The 22,936-nt window shown below is 72.2% G+C and carries 20 protein-coding genes; 11 read left to right on the top strand and 9 right to left on the bottom strand.

What is annotated here, in order from left to right; all coding sequences use genetic code 11:
• Positions 1-115: 115 nt before the first annotated feature.
• Positions 116-442: a plasmid stabilization protein gene (locus tag AB852_RS19760; RefSeq protein ID WP_073790162.1), complete on the top strand. Its 327-nt coding sequence runs from the start codon at positions 116-118 to the stop codon at positions 440-442.
• A gap of 205 nt (positions 443-647) precedes the next feature.
• On the opposite strand, the gene AB852_RS19765 is transcribed toward AB852_RS19760, so the two are convergent.
• The 5 genes from AB852_RS19765 to AB852_RS19785 form a co-directional block, all read right to left on the bottom strand.
• A complete protein-coding gene (locus AB852_RS19765) occupies positions 648-1,535 on the bottom strand; it encodes an SDR family oxidoreductase (RefSeq protein WP_073790164.1) in 888 nt (295 codons plus the stop codon).
• A gap of 72 nt (positions 1,536-1,607) precedes the next feature.
• On the bottom strand, positions 1,608-2,210 hold the full coding sequence (locus AB852_RS19770) for a flavodoxin family protein (protein WP_073790166.1): 603 nt from the start codon (positions 2,208-2,210) through the stop codon (positions 1,608-1,610).
• A gap of 41 nt (positions 2,211-2,251) precedes the next feature.
• Positions 2,252-3,436, bottom strand: coding sequence for a zinc-dependent alcohol dehydrogenase (locus AB852_RS19775; RefSeq protein ID WP_073790168.1), 1,185 nt, complete (start codon positions 3,434-3,436; stop codon positions 2,252-2,254).
• 244 nt (positions 3,437-3,680) lie between these two features.
• Positions 3,681-4,424 carry an ABC transporter permease gene (locus AB852_RS19780; RefSeq protein ID WP_073790170.1) on the bottom strand — a complete coding sequence of 248 codons (744 nt, stop codon included), beginning with the start codon at positions 4,422-4,424 and terminating at the stop codon, positions 3,681-3,683.
• Positions 4,417-5,373, bottom strand: a complete 957-nt coding sequence (locus tag AB852_RS19785) for an ATP-binding cassette domain-containing protein (RefSeq protein WP_073790172.1) — start codon at positions 5,371-5,373, stop codon at positions 4,417-4,419. Before AB852_RS19785 ends, AB852_RS19780 begins: the two co-directional genes overlap by 8 nt.
• 98 nt (positions 5,374-5,471) lie before the next feature.
• On the opposite strand from AB852_RS19785, the gene AB852_RS19790 reads away from it, so the two are divergent.
• From AB852_RS19790 to AB852_RS19805, 4 genes are all read left to right on the top strand, one after another.
• Positions 5,472-6,263 (top strand): TetR/AcrR family transcriptional regulator, encoded by a 792-nt coding sequence (locus tag AB852_RS19790; protein ID WP_079184774.1) that lies wholly within the window; start codon positions 5,472-5,474, stop codon positions 6,261-6,263.
• A 336-nt stretch (positions 6,264-6,599) separates the two neighbouring features.
• Positions 6,600-7,892, top strand: a complete 1,293-nt coding sequence (gene pcaDC / locus AB852_RS19795; RefSeq protein ID WP_073790174.1) for a bifunctional 3-oxoadipate enol-lactonase/4-carboxymuconolactone decarboxylase PcaDC — start codon at positions 6,600-6,602, stop codon at positions 7,890-7,892.
• Between the two features lie 151 nt (positions 7,893-8,043).
• Positions 8,044-8,676 carry an MBL fold metallo-hydrolase gene (locus AB852_RS19800; protein WP_073790176.1) on the top strand — a complete coding sequence of 211 codons (633 nt, stop codon included), beginning with the start codon at positions 8,044-8,046 and terminating at the stop codon, positions 8,674-8,676.
• Positions 8,677-8,734: 58 nt separating this feature from the next.
• Complete coding sequence (locus AB852_RS19805) at positions 8,735-9,514, top strand: exodeoxyribonuclease III (protein WP_073790178.1); 780 nt, start codon at positions 8,735-8,737, stop codon at positions 9,512-9,514.
• 64 nt (positions 9,515-9,578) lie between these two features.
• Here AB852_RS19805 and AB852_RS19810 read toward each other — a convergent pair whose 3' ends face one another.
• On the bottom strand, positions 9,579-11,423 hold the full coding sequence (locus AB852_RS19810) for a GDSL-type esterase/lipase family protein (RefSeq protein WP_073790180.1): 1,845 nt from the start codon (positions 11,421-11,423) through the stop codon (positions 9,579-9,581).
• A 281-nt stretch (positions 11,424-11,704) separates the two neighbouring features.
• On the opposite strand from AB852_RS19810, the gene AB852_RS19815 reads away from it, so the two are divergent.
• From AB852_RS19815 to AB852_RS19835, 5 genes are all read left to right on the top strand, one after another.
• Entirely contained in the window at positions 11,705-12,145 is a 441-nt protein-coding gene (locus AB852_RS19815) for a DUF6278 family protein (RefSeq protein WP_073790182.1), read from the top strand.
• Positions 12,146-12,347: 202 nt separating this feature from the next.
• The gene (locus AB852_RS19820) at positions 12,348-13,091 is read left to right on the top strand and encodes an amino acid ABC transporter ATP-binding protein (RefSeq protein ID WP_073790184.1); all 744 of its coding nucleotides are present in this window, start codon (positions 12,348-12,350) and stop codon (positions 13,089-13,091) included.
• Between the two features lie 12 nt (positions 13,092-13,103).
• A complete protein-coding gene (locus tag AB852_RS19825; protein WP_073790186.1) occupies positions 13,104-14,048 on the top strand; it encodes a glutamate ABC transporter substrate-binding protein in 945 nt (314 codons plus the stop codon).
• Positions 14,049-14,061: 13 nt separating this feature from the next.
• A complete protein-coding gene (locus AB852_RS19830; RefSeq protein ID WP_073790188.1) occupies positions 14,062-14,706 on the top strand; it encodes an amino acid ABC transporter permease in 645 nt (214 codons plus the stop codon).
• The gene (locus AB852_RS19835; RefSeq protein ID WP_385917845.1) at positions 14,703-15,629 is read left to right on the top strand and encodes an amino acid ABC transporter permease; all 927 of its coding nucleotides are present in this window, start codon (positions 14,703-14,705) and stop codon (positions 15,627-15,629) included. The genes AB852_RS19830 and AB852_RS19835 overlap by 4 nt, the downstream gene beginning before the upstream one ends.
• Before the next feature lie 294 nt (positions 15,630-15,923).
• Here AB852_RS19835 and AB852_RS19840 read toward each other — a convergent pair whose 3' ends face one another.
• The 3 genes from AB852_RS19840 to AB852_RS19850 form a co-directional block, all read right to left on the bottom strand.
• Positions 15,924-18,551: an ATP-dependent Clp protease ATP-binding subunit gene (locus AB852_RS19840; RefSeq protein WP_073790190.1), complete on the bottom strand. Its 2,628-nt coding sequence runs from the start codon at positions 18,549-18,551 to the stop codon at positions 15,924-15,926.
• A gap of 224 nt (positions 18,552-18,775) precedes the next feature.
• Positions 18,776-20,014 (bottom strand): L,D-transpeptidase, encoded by a 1,239-nt coding sequence (locus AB852_RS19845; protein ID WP_079184800.1) that lies wholly within the window; start codon positions 20,012-20,014, stop codon positions 18,776-18,778.
• Positions 20,015-20,163: 149 nt separating this feature from the next.
• Positions 20,164-20,919: a hypothetical protein gene (locus AB852_RS19850; protein ID WP_073790192.1), complete on the bottom strand. Its 756-nt coding sequence runs from the start codon at positions 20,917-20,919 to the stop codon at positions 20,164-20,166.
• A 167-nt stretch (positions 20,920-21,086) separates the two neighbouring features.
• Between AB852_RS19850 and ggt the strand changes: the two genes are divergently transcribed.
• A complete protein-coding gene (gene ggt, locus AB852_RS19855; RefSeq protein WP_073790194.1) occupies positions 21,087-22,913 on the top strand; it encodes a gamma-glutamyltransferase in 1,827 nt (608 codons plus the stop codon).
• Positions 22,914-22,936 lie beyond the last annotated feature (23 nt).

Consider the following 22,936-nt stretch of genomic DNA (forward strand, 5'->3'; position numbering starts at 1 on the left):
CGCCCGTCGGAGAAGGGTCGTGCCGCCGTCCGGCGCACCCGGGTTGTGGCCCGCCACGGCGCCCCACTCCATGGAGGGAAGGCCCCGCCGCGACACCGATCCGGAAGGAAACGTCATGCCCCGAGGTTCCAGTCCCAAGCGGGAACGCCAGTACGAGCACATCAAGGACTCCGCCGAGAAACGCGGTGCGTCCACCGGCCGGGCGAAGGAGATCGCCGCCCGCACCGTCAACAAGGAACGCGCCCGTGCCGGTGAGTCGGAGACAGCGAGCAGGACCTCCCTGCGGGACCCGAAGTCCGCGTCCCAGCGCGGCGGTCAGCGTTCCCACAGCGGCGCGGAAGGCCCCACCAGGGACCAGCTGTACCAAGAGGCGAGGAAGAAGAACGTCGAAGGCCGCTCCACGATGAACAAGCAGCAGCTCAAACGCGCCCTCGGCCGCTGACAGGCACACGGAGGGCCGACCGGCCCGGCCGCGTCGCCCGGCTCCGTACGAAGTGCCGCCCCAGGCGTCCTGGGCACGGGTGCCCGGGGCGGCGCGACCGGGAGCCCGGCGAGCGCGTGAACGCCCGGGCCCGTCCCGGACGCGGGCCCGGGCCGTCCCGGTGCCCCAGCCGTCGCCGGTGTGGCCGACTGTCAGTGGCCGACTGTCAGGGGAGCGGGGTGCCGCCGGTGGCGTTGACGATCTCGCCGGTGATGTAGCTCGCCTGTGGTGAGGCGAGGAAGACGTAGGCGGGTGCCATCTCGGCGGGCTGGGCGGGGCGGCCGAGGGGGGACTGCTTCCCGAACTCGGTGGTGTCGGGCATCGTGGCGGGGATGAGCGGGGTCCAGACGGGGCCGGGGGCGACCGCGTTGACGCGGATGCCGTCGCCCGCGAGCATCTGCGCCAGTCCCTGGGTGAAGGTGGTGATCGCGCCCTTGGTCATCGCGTAGTCCAGCAGATGGGGGCTGGGTTTGTAGCCCTGTACGGAGGTGGTGTTGATGATGCTGGCACCGGCCCGCATATGGGGGAGGGCCAGCTTGGACAGCCAGAACATGCCGTAGAGGTTGGTGCGCACCACACGGTCGAACTGCTCGGTGGTGATCGCTGCGATGCCGTCGGGCTGTGACATCTGGTAGGCGGCGTTGTTGACGAGGACGTCGATCCCGCCGAACTCCCCGACCGCACGTTCCACGAGACCCCGGCATGCCTCCTCGTACCGGATGTCGCACTCGACCGCGATCCCGGTCCGCCCCGCCTCCTCGACCAGACTTACGGTCTCCCGGGCCTCGTCCCGTTCCTCGGGCAGATGGGTGAGCAGGACATCGGCGCCTTCACGGGCGTAGGCGAGGGCGACCGCCCTGCCGATCCCGGAGTCGCCTCCGGTGATCACGGTCTTGCGGCCTGTCAGGACCCCGGAGCCCACGTAGGTGTCCTCCCCGTGGTCCGGCGGCGGGTCCATGGGCCCCGTCCAGCCCGGATGCCGCTGCTCCTGCTGGTCGAATTCGGGCCGCGGGTGCTTGTCCACCGGGTTGGCGTCGGGTCCGTTCTCGGGCATGGGGCGCCTCTCCTTCCGTCCGCCGGCGGCGGCTCGGTTCCTGTGCTGGTTCAGGCGGGCGGGTACCCGCGTTCAGGCGGGCGGGTACGGCGTGTGCCGGAGGAGTCCGGCGAGGTGGGCGGCGTTGGCGGCGAGGGTCTTGGTCGTGCCGGCGACGGCTTCGGGGGTCTTGTCGAGGTCCTGGTAGTCGGTGCCCTGCTGCGCCTCGCCGACCCAGTAGGTGACCGCCCCGGGCGCGAGGGAGAAACCGAGGTCGTTGAGGCCCTGGAACAGATCCGCGCTCACCTTGTGGGCGCCGTCCTCGTTGCCGACGACGGCGACCGCCCCGACCTTCCCGGTGAACAACTGCCGTCCCTGGTCGTCGGTCTCGGAGATATCGGCGTTCAGCCGTTCCAGTACGCGCTGGCAAAGGCTGGACGGATGGCCGAGCCAGATCGGGGTGGCCAGCAGGAGGATGTCGGCGGCCATCACCTTCTCCCACAGCGCGGGCCAGTCGTCGCCCTCGCCCAGGTCACGGGCGATCCCCGGCCGGATGTCGTGGTCGGCGACCCGGACGGTCTCGCCCTGGACACCGAGGGCGGCGAGTTCCGTCATCACCTGCCCGGCGAGGAGATGGCTGCTGGAGCGGTCGGAGGACGGGCTGAGGGTGCAGACGAGCGCGAGCGCGCGGGTCATGGGAACTCCCGGTCGGGGTGGGGGCGGACTGGTGTCCGGTGTCAGGGGGTGAGCAGGGTCTTGACCATGCCGTCCTGTCTTGCCTGGAAGGTCTTGTAGGCGGCGGGACCCTCTTCGAGGGGCAGCCGGTGGGTGGCGAAGCCGTCGACACCCAGCGGGTCGGAGTCGTCGAGGAGGGGGAGGATGTCGTCCACCCAGTGCTTGACGTTGGCCTGGCCCAGGCGCAGTTGGATCTGTTTGTCGAAGAGCGTGAGCATGGGCACGGGGTCGATGGCGCCGCCGTACACGCCGACGACGGAGATGGTGCCGCCCCGGCGGACCACGTCCACGGCGGTGTCGAAGGCGGCCATGCTGTCCACCCCGGCGCGGGCCATCACCTTCTCGCCGATCGCGTCGGGAAGCAGCCCGGCGAACTGCTGTACCGCCTTGGTGACCGGCGCCCCGTGCGCCTCCATGCCGACCGCCTCGACGACGGCGTCCGTGCCGCGCCCCTGGGTGAGCCGCCGGATCTCGTCGCCGACGTCCTTGCCGTGCTCGTCGAGGTCGAGGGTGTGGACACCGTTCGCGCGGGCGCGGGCGAGCCGCTCGGGCACCCGGTCGACCCCGATGACCAGACCGGCGCCCTGGTGGAGGGCGATACGGGTGGCCATGTCACCGATCGGGCCCAGCCCCAGCACGGTGACACTGCCCCCGGGCGGGATGTCCGCGTACCGCACGGCCTGCCAGGCCGTCGGCAGGACGTCGGAGAGGTAGACGAAGCGGTCGTCCGGGGGCCCGTGGGGCACCTTCACCGGCAGGGTGTTCCCGAAGGGGACGCGCAGGAACTCGGCCTGGCCGCCGGGGACCTGTCCGTAGAGCTTGGAGAAACCGAAGAGCGAGGCACCGGTACCGCGTTCGGTGACCTGGGTGGTCTCGCACTGCGAGTGCAGGCCCCGTTCGCACATCCAGCACGTTCCGCAGGAGACGTTGAAGGGGACCACCACCCGGTCCCCGGCCGACAGGGCCGTGACCTCCCGGCCGACCTCCTCGACCACGCCCATCGGCTCATGGCCCAGGATGTCGCCCGGGTCGAGATAGGGGCCGAGGACCTCGTACAGATGCAGATCGGAACCGCAGATCCCGGACGAGGTGACTTTCACGATGATGTCGGTCGGGTCCTGGATCCCCGGGTCCGGGACCGTGTCGACGCGTACGTCGCGTTTTCCGTGCCAGGTCAAGGCCCTCATGATGCCTCCTCCGTCCGGATGTGTGACTTTCTGTCACCGTGGTGACGCCGACCGCTCTCATTCCGAGGGTACAAATGATGGCGAACCCGCGCAGAAAACCAGTGGCGCCGTCGCATCGTTCCGTCCTGTCGGCCCCGTCCGTCCGTGGCGTGGAACCGAGCCGACGGGTGTGCCGACCGGCGACAGGACACCGGCTACCCGACGGCTCCCCGCCGACACCTGCCCGACCCCGTACCGCGCTACCTCACGAGGTTCGCCTCCTGAACAAGAACCCCGAAGCCCCTGCCGAAACCGCCAGGATCCCCGCACACCAGGCCAGCGCCACCCACGCGGTGGCTCCCACCGGCTGCCCGAGCAGCAGCCCCCGAAGTGCCTCGATCACCTTGGTCACCGGCTGATGGGCCGCGAAGCCCTGGAGCCAGCCGGGCATCGTGTCGGTCGGGACGAAGGCGCTGCTGGGGTAGGGGAGGAAGCTGACGAAGAAGGTGTAGCCGCCCGCCGCTTCGGGAGACCTGACGAAGAGTCCGATCGCGGCCGAGAACCAGGACAGGGCGAGGATGTAGGCGAGGAGGACGGCGGTCGCCGCCAGCCAGCCCGAGAGGGTGGCCGAGGGGCGGAAGCCGATGGCGAAGGCGAGGCAGAGGACCAGGGCGGTGGCCAGCAGGTTGCGGGCCGCCGAGGCCAGGACGTGACCGGTCAGGATCGGGGCCCCGCCGATGTCCAGGGAGCGGAAGCGGTCGATGATGCCGCCCTTGAGGTCCTCCGTCACCGCCATCGCGGTGGTGGCCGAGCCGAAGCCCGCGCAGAGGAGGAGGACGCCGGGGACGACGTAGGTGACGTACTGGGTACCGGTGTTGATCGCACCGCCGAAGAAGTAGACGAAGATCAGCAGGATCATCACCGGAAGGGCCATCGAGGTGATGAGGGCGTCGATGTTGCGGCGGCTCAGGCGCAGCGAGCGGCCGGTCATGATGAGGGCGTCAGACATGGGCCTGCTCCGCGGCGGGGGATCGGGTGAGTTCGAGGAAGACGTCGTCGAGGGTCGCCGTGTGGACGGAGAAGCTCGAAATGGCGGTGCGGGTGGGATCCAGCTCGTCCAGCAGGGCGCGGATGTGGGCGGCCGAGCCGTCGGTGGGGATGCCCAGGGTGCGGGTGCCGGGGTCGGAGAAGGTCGCCCGGGAGGCCAGGCGCAGATAGCTCGCCGGGTCGGCGAGGACCAGGTCGAGGCGGTGGCCCGCGACGCGTCGCTTCAGTTCCGCCGGGGTGCCTTCGGCGACCAGGGCGCCCTTGTCGAGTACCGCGACGCGGTCCGCCAGCCGGTCCGCCTCTTCCAGGTACTGAGTGGTCAGGAAGACCGTGGTGCCTCGGGCCGACAGTTCGCGTACGACGTCCCAGAGGGCGGCGCGGCTGCGTGGGTCCAGGCCCGTGGTCGGCTCGTCGAGGAAGATCACCTCGGGGTCGCCGACCAGGGACGCGGCCAGGTCCAGGCGGCGGCGCATACCGCCTGAGTACGTCTTCACCAGCCGGTCGGCCGCGTCGGTGAGGCCGAACCGGTCGAGGAGCTCCGCCGCCCTGGTGCGCGCGGTCGCGCGGCTGTGACGGGCCAGCCGGGTCATCATCCGCAGGTTCTCGGTGCCCGTCTGCATCTCGTCGACCGCCGCGAACTGGCCGGTCAGGCTGATCGCCCGGCGGACCTGGGATCGCGCGGTGCGGATGTCGTGGCCGGCCACCCGGGCCGTGCCCGCGTCGGCGGTCGAGAGCGTGGCCAGGATCCGTACGGCGGTGGTCTTGCCCGCGCCGTTGGGGCCGAGCAGCGCGTGCACGGCACCACGCGGGACGGTGAGATCCACACCGCGCAGGACCTGTTGGTCGCCGTAGGACTTGGTGAGGCCGGTGGCCTCGATGGCCGGGGGTACGTCGGACGGGTGCTCTGGCATCGCCCCTCATCTCCGTTCCGCTTAACTGCGTAACCCTTACGCATTAGTGCGTAAGGGTTACGCAGAACTAGGATGTGGGTCAAGCGGCTGGGGACCGGATGGCGGCCAGGGTGACGGGAGAGGCGTACGTGGCGGACATGGAGAGCGGTACGGGACTGCCCGCGAGCCTCGAAGTGGCCTGGGGTCTGCGCGAACGTCCCGCGAAGGGGCCGCGGCCCGGACTGAGCCTCGACCGGATCGTGGACACCGCCGTCCGGATCGCAGCCGCCGAAGGGCTCGGCGCGGTGTCCATGGGGCGGGTCGCCAAGGAACTCGGCGTCTCGACCATGTCGCTCTACCGCTATGTCGGAGCCAGGGACGAGCTCTATGTCCTCATGCAGGAGGCGGCCGTCGGTGCGCCCCCCGAGGCGCCGCCCGCCGGTACCGGGTGGCGCGCGTGCCTCGCGTGGTGGGCGCGGGCGCAGCGGGCGGTCTTCCGGCGGAACCTGTGGCTGCTGCGCATCCCGACCTCGGGACCGCCCGTCGGCCCCAACTCCCTGGCCTGGATGGAGGCGGCGCTCGCGGGGCTGGACGGCACCGGGCTGCGGGAGGAGGAGAAACTCTCCGTGCTGATGCTGGTAGGAGGCTACGTACGGAACGCGTCCGTGCTGGTGTCCGACCTGGAGGCAGGGATGCGGGCGAGCGGGGTCGGGCCCGACGAGTCGCTGCGGCGCTACGCGGCGGCGCTCGGAGCCCTCACCGACGCCGGGCGGCATCCCGCCCTCACCCGGCTCCTCGGCTCGGGCGTGTTCGAGCACGGGGATCACGGGGACGAGGCCGACGTCGACTTCGACTTCGGGCTCGACCGGGTACTCGACGGGATCGAGGCCCTGGTCGTGTCGCGACGCTGAGGTCGCACCCCCTGGCCGGCTCCCGCCGGCCGGCTCGTCCTCAAGGCGGCCCCGGAGTCCGGCCGCCGGCCGCGGACCGGTGGCGGCAACCGGGAGGGCTCGTCCGGCTAGGGTCACCTGGGAGCCGCGACGAAGGGGGAGGCCTTGCCCGTACGGACAGAGGGGCGCGTGTCCGGACAGCCCGCTGTCCGGACGGACATGACGAGACGCCGGAGAGCGCGTACCCCCACTCCTGAGGGTTCCCACGGCGCCGGACCTGCCGTCGTGGGAGAGCCGAGGTCCGCCGGGTCAACCCCGGCGATGTGACATCTGGTGACGGATGAGAGGGTCGGACGAGTGAGCGAGACACCGATGAAAACCCTGCAATACCGCTTTGACGGGCCGGAGGACGCCCCGGTCCTGGTCATCGGGCCCTCGTTGGGTACCACATGGCACATGTGGGACCGCCAGGTCCCGGAGCTCGCCGGTCAGTGGCGCGTCCTGCGGTTCGATCTTCCCGGCCACGGAGGCGCCCCCGCCCGCCCGGTGTCCTCCGTCGGGGAACTGTCCGACCGGCTGGTGGCACTGCTCGACGAGCTGGGTGTCCAGCGCTTCGGCTACGCGGGCTGTGCCTTCGCGGGCGCCATAGGGATCGACCTCGCGCTGCGCCACCCCCACCGGGTCGCCTCGCTGGCCCTGATCGCCTCCTCGCCCCGGTTCGGCACCCCCGACGAGTTCCGCCAGCGCGGGGTCGTCGTACGGACCAACGGGCTCGACCCGATCGCGCGGTCGTCGCCCGAGCGCTGGTTCACCCCCGGGTTCGCCGCGGCCCAGCCCGCGATCACCGAGTGGGCCGTGCAGATGGTGCGCACCACCGACCCGGGCTGCTACATCGCCGCCTGCGAGGCGCTCGCCACCTTCGACGCGCGGGCCGCGCTCGCCCGGATAGGAGTGCCGACGCTGGTCCTCGTCGGCTCCGAGGACAAGGTCACCGGGCCCGCCGAGGCACGGACCCTTGTCGCCGGCATCCCCGACGCCCGGCTCGCCGTCGTCCCCGGCGCCTCCCATCTGGCCGCCGTGGAACAGCCCGTCGCGGTCACCGATCTGCTCGTACGGCACTTCTCCACGTCCTGGGCCGCGCAGTCCGACGCGACCGGACAGCACCGGCTCGTCACCACGGCGACCGTCCCCGCCCCGGCCGCACCGCCCGCGGCGGTCGCCGTCGCCGCCATCGCGCCCGCCGCGGAACAGTCCGGCGGCAGGCCCACGGGCGACGCCTACGAGGCGGGGCTGAAGGTACGCCGCGAAGTGCTCGGCGACGCGCACGTGGACCGTACGCTCGACGCCGCCGACGACTTCTCGGAGGACTTCCAGCGGTTCGTGACCCGCTACGCCTGGGGCGAGGTGTGGGACCGGCCCGGACTCGACCGGCGGCTGCGCAGCACGGCCGCCCTCAGCGCGCTGGTGGCGGGCGGCCACACCGAGGAACTGGCCACCCACACCCGGGCCGCGCTGCGCAACGGGCTCACCCCCGCGGAGATCAAGGAGATCCTGCTGCAGGCCGCCGTCTACTGCGGTGTGCCCGCTGCCAACCGCGCCTTCCGTGCCGCCCAGCAGGTCATCCGGGAGGAGACGACCCCGCAGGAGTGACCCGCCCCGGGACCGGATCGGGGGCATCCCGGGCCCGCCCCGGAGCCGTCCCGGGCCCGGATCGCGCGGGACCAGCCCTTCCGGGCCGCGGGGGCGACCCGCTGTGGCGCGTGCGCGGGCGCCGGGCACCGCGCGATGGAGGATGGGGCCCATGAAGCTCACCAAGAAGACACACGCGTGCGTACGGCTGGAGAAGGACGGCCGCTCCCTGGTGGTCGACCCCGGCGGGTACACGGAGGAGGACGCCACCCGGGGGGCCGCGGCGATCCTCGTCACGCATGAGCACCCCGACCACTTCAGCGAGGAACGTCTGCGGGCCGCGCTGGACGCCGACCCGGCCACCACCGTGTGGACGCTCCGGTCGGTCGCCGCGCAGCTGTCCGCCGCGTACCCGGGACGGATCCGCACGGTCGGGCACGGCGACACCTTCTCGGTCGCGGGCTTCGACATCGAGGTCCACGGCGAACTGCACGCCGTGATCCACCCGGACATCCCCCGGATCACCAATGTGGGTTTCCTGGTCGACGGTTCGGTCTTCCACCCGGGCGACGCGCTCACCGTCCCGGGCCGCCCGGTGGACACCCTGATGCTGCCGGTGCACGCGCCCTGGAACAAGATCTCCGAGGTGATCGACTACGTCCGCGAGGTCGGGCCGCGCCGCGCCTACGACATCCATGACGCGCTGCTCACCGACCTGGCCCGGCCCCTCTACGACCGCCAGATCGGGTCCCTCGGCGGAGCCGAGCACCTGCGGCTGGCCCCCGGCGGCACCGCCGACCTGTAGCCGCCCCCGGGCGGTCCGGGGCCCCGGGTTGTCACACCCGCCGGGTAGGTTGGGGGACATGCGTATCGCCACCTGGAACGTGAACTCGATCACCGCGCGGACCCCCCGTCTGCTGGCCTGGCTGGAGAGCACCGGCACCGATGTGCTGTGTCTCCAGGAGGCGAAGACGACCGAGGCGCAGTTCCCGGTCGCCGAGCTGCGCGAGCTGGGGTACGAGTCGGCGGTCCACGCGACCGGCCGGTGGAACGGCGTCGCGGTGATCTCCCGGGTCGGTCTGGAGGACGTGGTCAAGGGCCTGCCGGGCGACCCGGGCTACGAGGACGTCCAGGAGCCCCGCGCCGTCGCGGCCACCTGCGGTCCGGTCCGGGTCTGGTCGGTGTACGTGCCGAACGGCCGGGAGGTCGGGCACGCGCACTACGCGTACAAGCTCCGCTGGTTCGAGGCGCTGAGGGCGGCCGTCGCGGACGACGCGGCGGGCGGCCGCCCGTTCGCCGTCCTCGGTGACTACAACGTCGCCCCGGCCGACGAGGACGTCTGGGACATCTCCGTCTTCGACGGCGCCACCCATGTCACCCCCGCGGAGCGGGCCGCGCTCGCCGACCTGCGCGCCACGGGCCTCGGCGATGTCGTCCCGCGCCCCCTGAAGTACGACCACCCGTACACGTACTGGGACTACCGCCAGCTCAGCTTCCCGAAGAACAAGGGCATGCGGATCGACCTCGTGTACGGGAACGAGCCCTTCACCAAGGCCGTCACCGACGCGTACGTGGACCGTGAGGAGCGCAAGGGCAAGGGCGCGTCCGACCACGCTCCTGTCGTGGTCGACCTGGACGTCTGAGCGCCGGACGGCCTGGTGGCCCGGCGCCGGGCGGTCCTGAGAGGTACCGCCCGGCGGTGGGGCCTCAGTGGCGCAGTTCCCTCAGGTCCACCGAGTCCGCCAGCGCGGCCATCCCGGCGTCACCGGGGTGCAGATGGTCCCCGCTGTCGTAGCGGGGCGCCATCCGGGACGGCTGCTCCGGATCGCGCAGCACCCGGTCGAAGTCGAGGACCGCGTCGAAGGGCGGCCCCGGCTCGGCGCGCAGCGCGTCGTTGACGGCCCGCCGCTCGGTGTCGACGGCGGCCGTGCAGCGTTTCTCGCCGCCGCAGGGCGTGAGCGTCGCCACCACCACCCGCAGTCCCCGGGCCCGTGCCCGGCCGGCGACCTCCCGCAGCCCCGCCAGCACCTCCCCGGCCGTGGCGCCCCAGCGCAGATCGTTGACGCCCTGGAAGACCACCAGGGTCCGGGCGGAGGTCTGGGCGAGCGCGTCGCGGTCCAGCCGGGACAGCACGCTCACACCCGACGAGTCCTTCGACACCCCGTCGCCGGGGTAGCGGTCGGTGAGGACGCGGTTGGCGGAGATCCCCTGGTTGAGGACGCCGTGGCGGGGTGCGCGCGGGCGGTTGTGCAGCCGGGCCGTCAGATGGTCCGTCCAGCGCAGATCGGTGTCCCGGTTCGCCTCCGACGCGTCCGTGATGGAGTCCCCGATCACGACCACCGACCCGGGGCCGCCGCCGACGTCGACCCCGGTGAGCAGCGGCCAGGTCGTGATCTCCTCGGGGAAGGCCGCCGGGTCGGTCGTGCCGGTGCGGTCGCCCGCCCCGCCGAGGTACGAGGTGCGGGCCGACTCGCGGTGCAGGGGAGCGGCCCGGACCGTCCCGGGCAGATGGAAGCTCACCAGCAGATCCGTGCCGGGGGGCACGTCGAAGGGGAGCGGGTCGCTGAAGACCTGGGCGCCCGCCGGGATCTCCGTCCCGTCCGCGCCGCCGAAGGCCAGCGGGACGGGCGTGTCCCGCGGTGTCGCCCCGGCGTCGCGGACGGCGACGCTGGCCGCCCCGATCCGTACCGGCTCCGGGGCGAACGTGTTGTCGAGGCGGACCCGCAGCCGGGGGCCGCCCGCCGAGGTGCGCACCACGAGCCGCAGGGTGCGGTCCGTCCACGGGCCGACCTTGGCGTAGGTGCCGGTGGAGGTCGCCCAGCTGCCGGTCCAGCCGGTCGTCGAGGGCCGTACCTCGATCGCGAACACATGGAGGTCCGCGCCGGACCCGTCCCGGGGCAGGGTGACCGAGGCGATCTCCCGGCCGGGGACCAGCGGGACGGTCACGGCGTACAGCTTGGCGCGTTCGGTGAGCCGTCCGGAGGGCTTGTTCACATGGGGCAGCGCCACGGCCTTGGTGGCGAGCGGGCCGCCGCGCCAGTCGGGGGCGGTCAGCCGGTACGGGGTGCGCAGCCCGTCGCGGTAGCGGACGGTGCCGTCGCCGGTGGCGGTGCCCCGGGTGCCGGTGACGAGGAGGACCAGCGCGTCGCCCTGCCCGGTGACCCGGACGGCCTGTCCGTCCGCCCGGACGTTGTCGAATCCGCCGTCCACGGGCCGGGGCCAGGTCAGCGGCGCTCCGGCGACCGTCATCGTCCGGCCCGGGGTCCAGCCCGCCGCCGCGAGATCGCCCGCCGACAGGGACGCGCCGGAGCCGTCGAGGTCCGCGTACTGGGGCCGGTCGTCGTCGCTGATGCCCCGGTTGTCGAACAGGTGCTCCAGGGGCAGCGGGGTCCGGGACGCCTCGGGGACCGGAGTCCGGCCGGCCGCGGCGGCGGTGCCCGGCGGGCCGGGGATCGTACCCGGGGTGAGCGGAGTCACAGCCGTCACCACGGTGAGCAGGACCGCCGCCGTACGGTTCCGCCACCGTCTGCCGGGCCCTTCCACTGGGCTCATGGCCGTTCCTTCCGCTCGGGTGGCGGGAGGCCACGCGCAGGTCGTACGGGGACGACGGGCTTGCCGGGCCCTGTACCCACCGGGCTTCCGTGTCCCGGCCGGGGTCCGGAAGCCGCAGGTCCACGCACCGGAGGCCGGTCCGCGCGCACGCCGTCCGTCCGCCGACGCTAGGCAGCGCGCCCCCTTACGTCAACGCACGACGCGCGTACACCCGTCGAACGGCCGCGCGTACGGCCGCGCGCCTGTGGTGCGGTGGGCGGCACGAGTGCCAGGCTGGAGGTATGAAGATCCCTTTCGTGGACAAGTGGCGCAATCGGCGGCCCGGCTCACACGGCCAGGGGCTCGCGAGGGTGTTCGAGGACGATCCCGGGGCGGTGGCGGAACTGTTCGCCGAGTGCGAGCTGCTGCGCTCGCAGGCGAGCGGCGCCGGACTCGAACTGGACGACACGGCGGCGTCGTTGACCGACCTCGACCAGTTGCTGCCGCGCTGGCGCGACGACCCGGAGGCGCTGCCGTGGCTCGGCAACGACGCGGGTCTGTATCTCGGCACGGTCATCATCCGTACGGTCCCCGGCGCCTCCTGGTGGGTGTGGCCCGGCGGGCGGCCCGTGGTGCGGCTGGCGTCGGGACGGGAGATCCCGGTCGTCGAGGCGGGTCTTGAGTGGGCGGTGCACGGCGCGCCCGGTCTGTCGCAGGTCTACGCGGAGGCGGCCGAGTTCTGATCCGCCCCGCGCCCCGCCGCGGGCGGGCGCCGTGACCGGGCCGCGCGCCCGCGCGGCCGCCGTGCCGCACGGGAAGACGCGTGGTCCGGCCCGCTGACCTCAAATACGGTTAATGACGATACGTGCGTGTCGTCGCTTAAGTCCCATATTGCGGTGGATAGTTTGCGCGGACCGACACCGCTGAGAGTGGGCAGGGCAGGGCATGGCCGTCGATCCGTTGATCGAACTGCGTGACGTGAACAAGTACTACGGGACGGCGCATGTCCTCAAGGACATCGACCTGACCGTCGGCAAGGGGGAGGTGGTCGTCGTCATCGGCCCGTCAGGGTCCGGCAAATCCACGCTGTGCAGAACCATCAACCGGCTGGAGACGATCGAGTCCGGCTCGATCCGGCTCGACGGCCGCCCGCTGCCCGAGGAGGGCAAGTCCCTCGCGCGGCTCCGGACCGAGGTCGGCATGGTCTTCCAGTCGTTCAACCTCTTCGCCCACAAGACCGTCCTCCAGAACATCGCCCTGGCCCAGATCAAGGTGCGCGGACGCCGCCGGGAACAGGCCGAGCAGCGGGCCAGGGAATTGCTGGACCGGGTCGGTCTCGCCGACCAGGCCGACAAGTTCCCCGCCCAGCTCTCCGGCGGCCAGCAGCAGCGCGTGGCCATCGCCCGCGCCCTCGCCATGGACCCCAAGGCGCTCCTGTTCGACGAGCCGACCTCGGCGCTCGACCCGGAGATGATCAACGAAGTGCTGGAGGTCATGCGCCAGCTCGCCCATGACGGCATGACCATGGTCGTCGTCACCCATGAGATGGGCTTCGCCCGCTCCGCCGCCAACCGCGTCGTGTTCATGGCCGACGGCCGGATCGTCGAGGACCGCACTCCGGAGGACTTCTTCACCCACCCGGAGAGCGACCGCGCCAAGGACTTCCTCTCCAAGATCCTGAAGCACTGAGGGGGACACCTCATGACACCCCGGGGGACCCCCCGCGCACCCCGCCCGCCCGCCGTCCTCCTCCTGCTGCTGGCCGCCCTGGCCGCCCTGGCCGTCCTCACCGCCGCCTGCGGCAAGGACGGCAGCCCGCCCGTGAAGGGCCCCGAGGCGGGAGCCCTGCCCACGTACGAGGTCGACAAGGACTTCACCCTGCCCGGCTCACCGACCTGGGAACGCGCCAAGAGACGCGGTTATCTCACCGTCGGCGCCAAGGAGGACCAGCCCTACCTCGGCGAGAAGGACCCGGCGAGCGGCGCGTACTCCGGCTTCGACATCGAGATCGCACGGATGATGTCCGCCTCCCTCGGCTTCGCCCCCGCCACCCTCCGCTTTCGCACCATCGCCTCCGCCAACCGCGAGACGGCGCTCCAGAACGGCCAGATCGACTTCTACGTCGGCACCTACACCATCAACGACAACCGCAAGAAGCTCGTCGGCTTCGCGGGCCCCTACTACCTCGCCGGACAGGGCCTGCTGGTCCGCGCCGACGAGAACGACATCAAGGGCCCCCAGGACCTCGCGGGCAAGCGCGTCTGCTCGGCGGCCGGCTCCACCCCGTACCAGCGCATCCAGAAGGACTACCCGAAGGCCGACCTCGTCGCGTACGACACCTACTCGGTGTGCGTCGACAACCTGCTGACCTACCAGGTCGACGCGGTCACCACCGACGACGCGATCCTCATCGGCTACGCCGCCAAGGTCCCCGAGGAACTCAAGGTCGTCGGCAAGCCCTTCTCCCAGGAGCCGTACGGCATCGGCGTCCCCAAGAACGACAACGCGCTGCGCTTCGCCCTCGACGACGCACTCGCCGCCCGGGAGAAGAACGGCGACTGGAAGAAGGCGTACCAGGCGACCCTCGGTCTGTCCGGGGTCCCCGCGCCCGAGCCGCCCGCCATCGACCGCTATCCGGCGAGCTGAACGAGGCCCCCTCTTGAACGTACTGACAAGCAATTTCGACACCTACGCCAAGGGATTCCTCGGCACCGTCGAACTCACCGTCTACTCCTCCGCGCTCGCCCTGCTGCTCGGCTTCGTGATGGCGTCGTTCCGGGTGGCCCCCGTCGGATCGCTGCGCGCCTTCGGCACCGTATGGGTGGCCGTACTGCGCAACACCCCGCTCACCCTGCTGTTCTTCGCGGTCCTCCTCGGACTGCCGCGCTTCGGGCTCGTCCTGCCCTTCCAGGTGTTCGCGGTCCTCGCGCTCGGCTGCTACACCTCCGCGTTCATCTGCGAGGCGCTGCGCTCCGGCATCAACACCGTGCCCAAGGGGCAGGGCGAGGCCGCCCGCAGCCTGGGGATGACCTTCGCGCAGACCCTGACCCTCGTGGTGCTGCCGCAGGCGTTCCGGTCGGTGATCCCGCCGGTCGGCTCCACCCTGATCGCCCTCGCCAAGAACTCCGCGATCGCGGGCGCGTTCAGCGTCACCGAACTCCTCGGCACCTACAAGACGCTCAGCGAACTCGGCTACAACATCGTCTGGACATTCATCTGGATCGCCGTCGGCTATCTGATCATCACACTCACCATCAGCGCCCTGTTCAACCTGATGGAACGCCACTGGGGGGTCGTCCGGTGACCGTCGCTCTGCCCACCGCCGACAGCGGCTCCCCGCACCACGCGCCCCGGGAGTCGAACGCCCTCTACGACATCCCCGGCCCCCGGACCCGCCACCGGCACCGGATCTACGGCCTGATCTCGACGGCCGTCCTGCTCGCCCTGATCGGCTGGATCCTCTACCTCCTCTTCGACACCGGACAGTTCACCGCCACCAAGTGGACGCCGTTCGAGTACAAGGGCATCCAGGAACTGCTGCTGCGGGGCCTCGGCAACACCCTGAAGGCGTTCGGGATCGCCGCCGTGCTGTCCCTGGTGCTCGGCGCGCTGCTCGCCACCGGCCGGCTCTCCGACCACGCGCCCGTGCGCTGGCTGTCCACGCTGATCGTGGAGTTCTTCCGCGCGATGCCCGTCCTGGTGATGATCTTCTTCATCTTCGTGGCGCTGAAGGTGCAGCCGCTGCCCGCGCTGGTCGCCGGGCTCACCCTGTACAACGGCAGTGTGCTCGCGGAGGTCTTCCGCTCCGGCGTCAACGCGGTCGAACGCGGCCAGGGGGAGGCGGCGTTCGCGCTCGGGATGCGCAAGACGCAGGTCATGTCGTACGTCCTGGTGCCGCAGGCCGCGCGGGCGATGCTGCCCGCGATCATCAGCCAGCTCGTGGTGGCCCTCAAGGACACCTCGCTGGGATATCTGATCACCTATGAGGAGTTCCTCCACGCCGGGAAGCTGATCGCGTCGAACCTCGACTACGATCTGCCCTTCATCCCGGTCGTGATGGTGATCTCACCGATCTACATCGGGATGTGCATGCTGCTGTCCTGGTTCGCCCACTGGGTGGCCCGCCGGCAGCGCCGCAATCCCAGGACGGAGGCCGTCGACATCGCACCGCCCGAGCCAGGGACGCTGCTGCCGGGCGGGAATCCCCCCGCCGCTCCCCGGGGCTGAACCCGGGGAGGGAAGCGGCGGTTCGCGGGGCCGGGCCCGCCCGGCGGCGGCCGGAGATCACCGCTCGCGCGGCGGTACCGACAGAGCAGGGCGGTCGGCCGCGGGCGAGGGGAAGGTCAGTCGCGCGCCGGACGGGTTGCGCTCCGGGCTCCCTGCGGAGCGGGGCCTTGGCACACCTCAGGTGTCCGCCGCCGTACGGGCACCTCATCGGCCGGTCACCATGACGCGCACCTCGTGTGCCTGTCACCGTGACTCGCACCTCAGGTGTCCGCCGCCGTGGCGCGGAGCGGTGGGCTACCCCGCGTCCGGCGGTGCCGACGCGCCCGGAACGTCCGGAGCGTCCGGGGAACCGGCTCCCGACGCTCCCGACCCGGCCCCGGTCTCGTCGGATCCCGCTCCCGCCCCCGCGCCGGCGTTCTTCTCCGGCTTGCGCACCGTGCACACCAGCGAGTCCTGCCGGACATCCGCCACCACCGTGTCGCCCGGGTCCGCCTCGCCGCTCAGCAGCAGCGACGCCAGCCGGTTGTCCAGCTCCGTCTGGATCGTCCGGCGCAGCGGCCGGGCCCCGAACTCGGGCTGGGTGCCATGGGCCACCAGCAGCTTCTTCGCCGCGTCGGTCACCTCAAGGCGCAGGCCCTGGGCCCGTACCCGGCGCTCGCTGCGGTCCAGCAGCAGCTCCAGGATGCGGGCCAGATCCTCCGGACCCAGCCCGTGGAACACGATGATCTCGTCCACGCGGTTCAGGAACTCCGGCAGGAACCGGTCCCGCAGATCCTCCATCAGCTCGTCCTTGAGCCGCCCGCTCAGCACCCCGCTGCCGTCGTCCACCTCGCCCCGCCGGGCCAGGATGCGCTGCGCGCCGATGTTGCTCGTCATGATCACGACCGTGTGCCGGAAGTCGACGGTCCTGCCCCGCGCGTCCGTCAGCCGCCCGTCGTCCAGCACCTGGAGCAGCGCGTTGAAGACATCGCGGTGCGCCTTCTCGATCTCGTCGAACAGCAGCACGCTGTACGGCTGTCTGCGCACCTTCTCGGTCAGCTGGCCCGCGTCCTCGTGGCCCACGTACCCGGGCGGCGCCCCGACCAGCCGGGACACCGTGTGCTTCTCCTGGAACTCGCTCATGTCGAACCGGACCATCCGGTTCTCGTCCCCGAACAGCAGCTCCGCGAGGGCCTTCGCCAGCTCCGTCTTGCCGACCCCGGTCGGCCCCAGGAACAGGAACGAGCCCACCGGCCGGTCCGGGTCGCCCATCCCCGCGCGGCTGCGGCGCACCGCCTCGGACACCGCGACCACCGCCTCGTCCTGGCCCACCACCCGGGAGTGCAGCGCGTCCTCCAGCTTCAGCAATTTCTCCTTCTCGCTCCGCGTGAGCTGCGAGACGGGGATACCGGTCCGCCGGGACAGCACGTCCGCGATGTCGTCGGTGGTGACCCGCATGACGCCCTCACGGCGTTCCGCGACCCCCGCGACCTCGTCCTCGACCGTGGCGATCCGCCGTTTGAGTTCCGACGCCCGCTCGAAGTCCTCGTTGGCCACCGCCTGGTCCTTCTCCCGCTGGAGCCGGGCGACCCGGTCCTCCCGCTCGACGACCTCCGTGGACCGGCCCAGCGACCGCAGCCGGACCCGGGCGCCCGCCGTGTCCATCAGGTCGATCGCCTTGTCCGGCAGGAACCGGTCCGCGATGTAGCGGTCCGACAGCTCGGCGGCGGCCACCAGCGCCTCGTCGCTGAACCGCACCTGGTGGTGTGCCTCGTAGGTGTCCCGCAGCCCCTCCAGGATCTGGACCGTCTCCGCCACCGTCGGCTCGGGGACGGTGACCGGCTGGAAACGGCGCTCCAGGGCCGCGTCCTTCTCGATGTGCTTGCGGTACTCGTCGATCGTGGTCGCCCCGACCACATGGAGCTCACCGCGGGCCAGCGCCGGTTTGAGGATGTTGCCCGCGTCCATCGCGCCCTCGCCCCCGGACCCCGCGCCCACCACCGTGTGCAGCTCGTCGATGAACAGGACAGTCGACTCCGAGGCCGCCCTGACCTCGTCGATCACATTCTTCAGCCGCTCCTCGAACTCGCCCCGGTACTTCGACCCCGCGACCAGCCCCGGCAGATCGAGGGCCACCACCCGCCGGTCCTTGAGGCTCGCCGGTACCTCCCCGGCGACGACGCGCTGCGCGAGGCCCTCCACGATCGCGGTCTTGCCGACCCCCGGCTCACCGATGAGCACCGGGTTGTTCTTGGTGCGCCGGGACAGCACCTCCACGGTCTGCTCGATCTCCTCGGCGCGGCCCACCACCGGGTCCAGCCGCCCGGCCCTGGCCTCCTCGGTCAGATCGAGGCCGTACTGGTCGAGGGTCGGGGTGTCGCTCTGCCGCTCCGGTGCCTCACCGCGCCGGGGCGGGGTGTCGGCGGCCCGCCGCAGCGAGGCGGCGTCCGGCACATGGTGGGCGATCGCCCGCGCGGCACCGGAGTTCCGGTCGTCCAGCAGGGCGCCCAGGATGTGCTCCGGACCGATGTACGACGACCCGGCCGCCCGGGACCGGGCGTGGGCGCCGATCAGCACCCGTTTGGCGGCGGGGGTGAGCCCCGGCTCGGCCGAGGGGGACGACGACTCGCCCGGCAGCGCCCGCGCGATCTGTCGGCCCAGCTCCTCCGGGTCGGCGCCCGCCTCCTCGATCAGGGAACGGGTGGGCTCGGTCCGGGTGGCCGCCCACAGCAGATGTTCGGTGTCCAGATCCGGACTGCCGTCCTGCTCCGCCCTGGCGGAGGCGGTGGCCAGCAGCTCCCGGGCCGAGTCGCTCAGCAGCCGCCCGATCGGGACCCGCTGCACCGCGGGCGGGGCGGAGCCCGGCGACATCCCGAAGAAGCGGTTGAGCAGGTCGGAGAAGGGGTCCGGGCCGCCGGGAGACCCGAAGGAGGACAGCGACATGGCACGCTCCGCGGAAGTTCGTGAGGGACATGTCCACACAAACACCGCGTGATGCGCCCTGCAATCGGGGCGCCGGGGCCCGCCGGGCCCGGGGGCGGGCGGGGAACGGGTCCGGGAGCGGCCCGGGAGCGGGCCTGGAGTCGACCCCGGACGGCTCCGGACGGCCTCGAACGCGAAGGAGCCCCCGGTGTACGGGGGCTCCTCGGACGGGGTCGGCGAACCGGTCAGTCCAGTGCGCTCAGGTCCTGCCACTTCGCCCAGGACAGGTTCCACGCGCCGTAGCCGTTGCCCGCGTCGGGGACGCCCTTGTGCCCGGGGCCCGTCACCTCGAAGGGGTCACCGGCCCGCACCTGGCCGTACAGCCAGGAGGCGTTCGAGTCGCTCATCCCGATGCAGCCGGAGCTGCGGTTGGCGTTGCCGAAGTACGCGGCGTTCCACGGCGCGGCGTGCGCGTACATCCCGGACCAGGTCAGCCGCATCGAGTGGTCGACCATCTTGTCGTACGCGTCGCCCAGGCCGACCGTCTCGGAGTTCATCCGGATGGTGCCCTCCTTGGCCATCAGCACGGTCGTCCCGCCCCAGGACCGCTTGTCGCCGCCGGGCGTCCCCGCGGACATCGGCACGGTGTTGACCACCTTGCCGTCGCGCTCCAGCCGGAGCTTCTTCGTCGCGAGGTCGACCTTGACGATCTGGGCGGCGCCGATGGTGAAGTTCGTGTCGTAGTCACGGACGAAGAAGCCGCCGCCGGAGTCGATGCCGTTCAGATCGGCCTTGAGCCGCACCTGGGTGCCCGAGCGCCAGTAGTCCTTGGGCCGCCAGTCGATCCGGTCCCGGCCGCTGTAGTCCTTGATCCAGCCCCAGGAACCGACGGTGTCGTTCGACGTGCTGACCTTCAGCGCGCGCTCCACGTCGGCCTTGTCGGTGACCGGGTTGTCGAAGACGATCGACAGGGGCTGGCCGACGCCCACGGTCGTCCCCTTGCCGGGCGCGAGGGTCAGCTTGTTGACCTTGGCCGCGGCGGCGGTGGTGAACGCGGCGGTGGCCGAACCGCCCTCCTTCGTGGTGGCCTTCACCTGGTACGCGGTACCGGGCGCCGCCACCCGCTTCGAGGTCCAGGTACGGCCGTCGGACGAGACCTTCCCGGTCAGCGCCGCCCCCTTGGCCGCGGTGACGGACACCTCCTTCAGACCGCCCTTGGCGAGGGTGACCGTCACGGGCTTGCCCGCGGCGGCCTGCCGGCCCTTCAGGTTCACGGATATCTCGGCCCGGGCGGGAGCGGCCGCCTGGGTGCCCGATCCGCCCTTGCCGTCGTCGGAACCGCCGCCGGAGCAGGCGCTCAGCAGGACGGCGAGACCGGCGGCCCCGGCCCCCACGGTGAGCAGGCGCCCGCGTCGGCCGGGGGAACGCTTCGCAGCGGCGCCCGTGGCCGGGTGCGGTGCGGTGGGCAGCGGTGCGCTGGACATCAGTGTCGTACCTCCGTGCGATTCGGAATCGTCCGGAGAGAGTGCGGGCCGGGCCGTGAGGTTCCGCCCGTGCGCGTTGGTCGTCCAGCTGTCACAGAACCGGGACATTCCAGCGCCTCATCAGCGGATTCCCACCGCGGTGGGCAGCCTCAGGGAGCCCGGTGCGACGTACGGGGCACGACGGCCGGGACCGGTTCCTGGGCCGCGCCCGTCACGTCCGCCACCAGCTCGACCACATCGGGCCCGTACGCCTGCGAGTTCACGACCTTCAGCAGCAGTACGAACGAACCGCCCCGGTGCTTACGGGCCAGCCGCTCGTGATGACGGGCCAGATACCGGGTCGCCGCCTGGTTGGTGATCGCGCGCTGGCCGCAGAACAGGAACACCGGCCGCGCCGTGTCCCCCTGACCGGCGGTGAGCCGGGCCAGCAGCACGTACTCGGTCCGCCCGGGCTCCAGCCGGTACCGCTCGGAGCCGATCTGGAAGGCGCCCCGGTCCGGCCCGGGCTCCGGATCGGCGTTGACCCGCACCCCGGGCAGCAGCCCGGCCATATGGGCCGCCATCCGCCGGTTCACCGTCGGGTTGCCGAGGCAGAACTCCGTCCGCTCCCCGAATCCCTGCTGCACCGCGTCGTGCGGGACGATCTGCGCGTGCGCCCCGCAGTCCTTGACCAGGGCCGACAGCTCGATCAGGGCGAACATGTCGGGCTGCGGCACCGAGAGCTCGGGCCCGCCCGGCCCCCGGCTGACGACGAGCAGCGACTCGGCGTGGTCCGGCAGCCCGAGGAACGCCTGCTTGCGGCGCAGCTTGCGCCGCCAGAGCTGCGTCCGCGCGGCCCACCCGAGCAGGGCGCCGACAGCCGCGGCGGCCGGCCAGGCGGCGATGAGGAGCACGTCGTCGGTCATGGGCGCGCATGTTAGCGCCCCTCCGTACGGAGGTTCGAGGGGGGACCGGGTGGCGGGACGGCCCGCCACCCGGCCGTCGGCCGTCCGGCCCTGCCGGGGCGAGGCGTCCTGGCGACCGGCAAGGGCTGAAGTTACAGTGCGCGGACGCCCGTTGACCGGAGGTACGCATGCGTCGTTCCCGTGCACGGAACCTGTCCGTGCTGGCTGTCACCACCGCTGTCGCCTCCCTCGGGGTGACCGCGCCACCGACGGCCGCCGCCCCGCCGCGCACCCCCGACAAGGTGCCCGTCGCCGTCGGCCACGGCGGCGCCGTCTCCAGCGTCGACCCGGACGCGACCGCCGCCGGGATCGAGATCCTGCGCAAAGGCGGCAACGCCGTCGACGCGGCCGTCGCGACGGCCGCCGCCCTCGGGGTCACCGAGCCCTACTCGGCGGGCATCGGCGGCGGCGGCTACTTCGTCCACTACGACGCGAAGTCCCGCACGGTGCGCACCCTGGACGGCCGGGAGACCGCGCCCCGCTCGGCGGACACCGGGCTCTTCCTGGAGAACGGCCGGCCCATACCCTTCGACCAGGCGGTCACCAGCGGACTCGCCGTCGGCACCCCCGGGACACCCGCCACCTGGCGCTCCGCGCTCGACGCCTGGGGCAGCGAACGGCTCTCCACCCTGCTGAAGCCCGCCGAGCGGCTGGCCCGCGACGGATTCACCGTCGACGCCACGTTCCGCGCCCAGACCGAGGCCAATCAGGCGCGGTTCAAGGACTTCCCCGCCTCGGCGGAACTCTTCCTGCCCGGCGGCGGGCTCCCGGTGGTCGGCTCGACCTTCAAGAACCCCGACCTCGCCCGCACCTACGCCGAGCTGTCCCGCAAAGGCATCGGCGCCCTGTACCGGGGGAAGCTCGCCGAGGACATCGTCCGTACGGTCGCCCGGCCGCCGGTCGACCCCGCGTCCGGGCGGACCGCCCGGCCCGGCGACCTCACCGAACGGGACCTGCGCTCCTACCGGGCCCTGTTCCAGAAGCCCACCGTGACCTCGTACCGGGGCCTCGGCATCCACTCCATCGCGCCCTCCTCCTCCGGCGGGACGACGGTCGGTGAGGCCCTGAACATCCTGGAGAGCGAGGATCTGTCGAAGGCGAGCCGGACCGCCTACTTCCACCGCCTCATCGAGGCCAGCCGGATCGCCTTCGCCGACCGGGGCCGCTGGGTCGGCGACCCCGCCTTCGAGGACGTACCGCAGAAGGAACTCCTCTCCCAGCGGTACGCCGACTCCCGCGCCTGCCTGATCAAGGACGACGCGGTCCTGAGCAGCCCCCTCGCCCCCGGCGACCCCCGCCGGCCGGTACCGTGCGCGGCGGGCGGCAAGGCCGCGCCCACGACGTACGAGGGTGACAGCACGACGCATCTGACGACCGCCGACAAGTGGGGCAACGTCGTCGCGTACACCCTCACCATCGAGCAGACCGGCGGCAGCGGGATCACCGTCCCGGACCGGGGCTTCCTGCTCAACAACGAGCTGACCGACTTCTCCTTCGCGCCCGCCGATCCGGCGGTCCACGACCCCAACCTGCCGGGGCCCGGCAAGCGTCCGCGCTCCTCGATCGCCCCGACCATCGTCCTCGACCGGAACGCGCGGCCCGTCCTCGCGCTCGGTTCGCCCGGCGGTGCGACGATCGTCACCACCGTGCTCCAGACGCTGACCGGGGTGGTCGACCGGGGGCTGCCGCTGGTCGACGCGATCGCGGCGCCGCGGGCCAGTCAGCGCAACCAGGCGACCACGGAGCTCGAACCCGCGCTGTGGGACAGCGCGCTGCGGGCCGAGCTTGAGGCCATCGGGCACGGGTTCCGGCAGAATCCGGAGATCGGGGCGGCGACGGGGGTCCAGCGGTTGGCGGACGGGCGGTGGGTCGCCGCGGCGGAGCGGAGCCGCAGGGGCGGCGGGTCGGCGATGGTCGTGTCGCCTTCCCCCGCCTCTCCGGGGCCCCTCGGCTGAGCGGTCCCCGTTCGCCCGGGTCG

Origin of the sequence: Streptomyces uncialis (genome assembly GCF_001905345.1) — a bacterium.
GTDB lineage: Bacteria > Actinomycetota > Actinomycetes > Streptomycetales > Streptomycetaceae > Streptomyces > Streptomyces uncialis.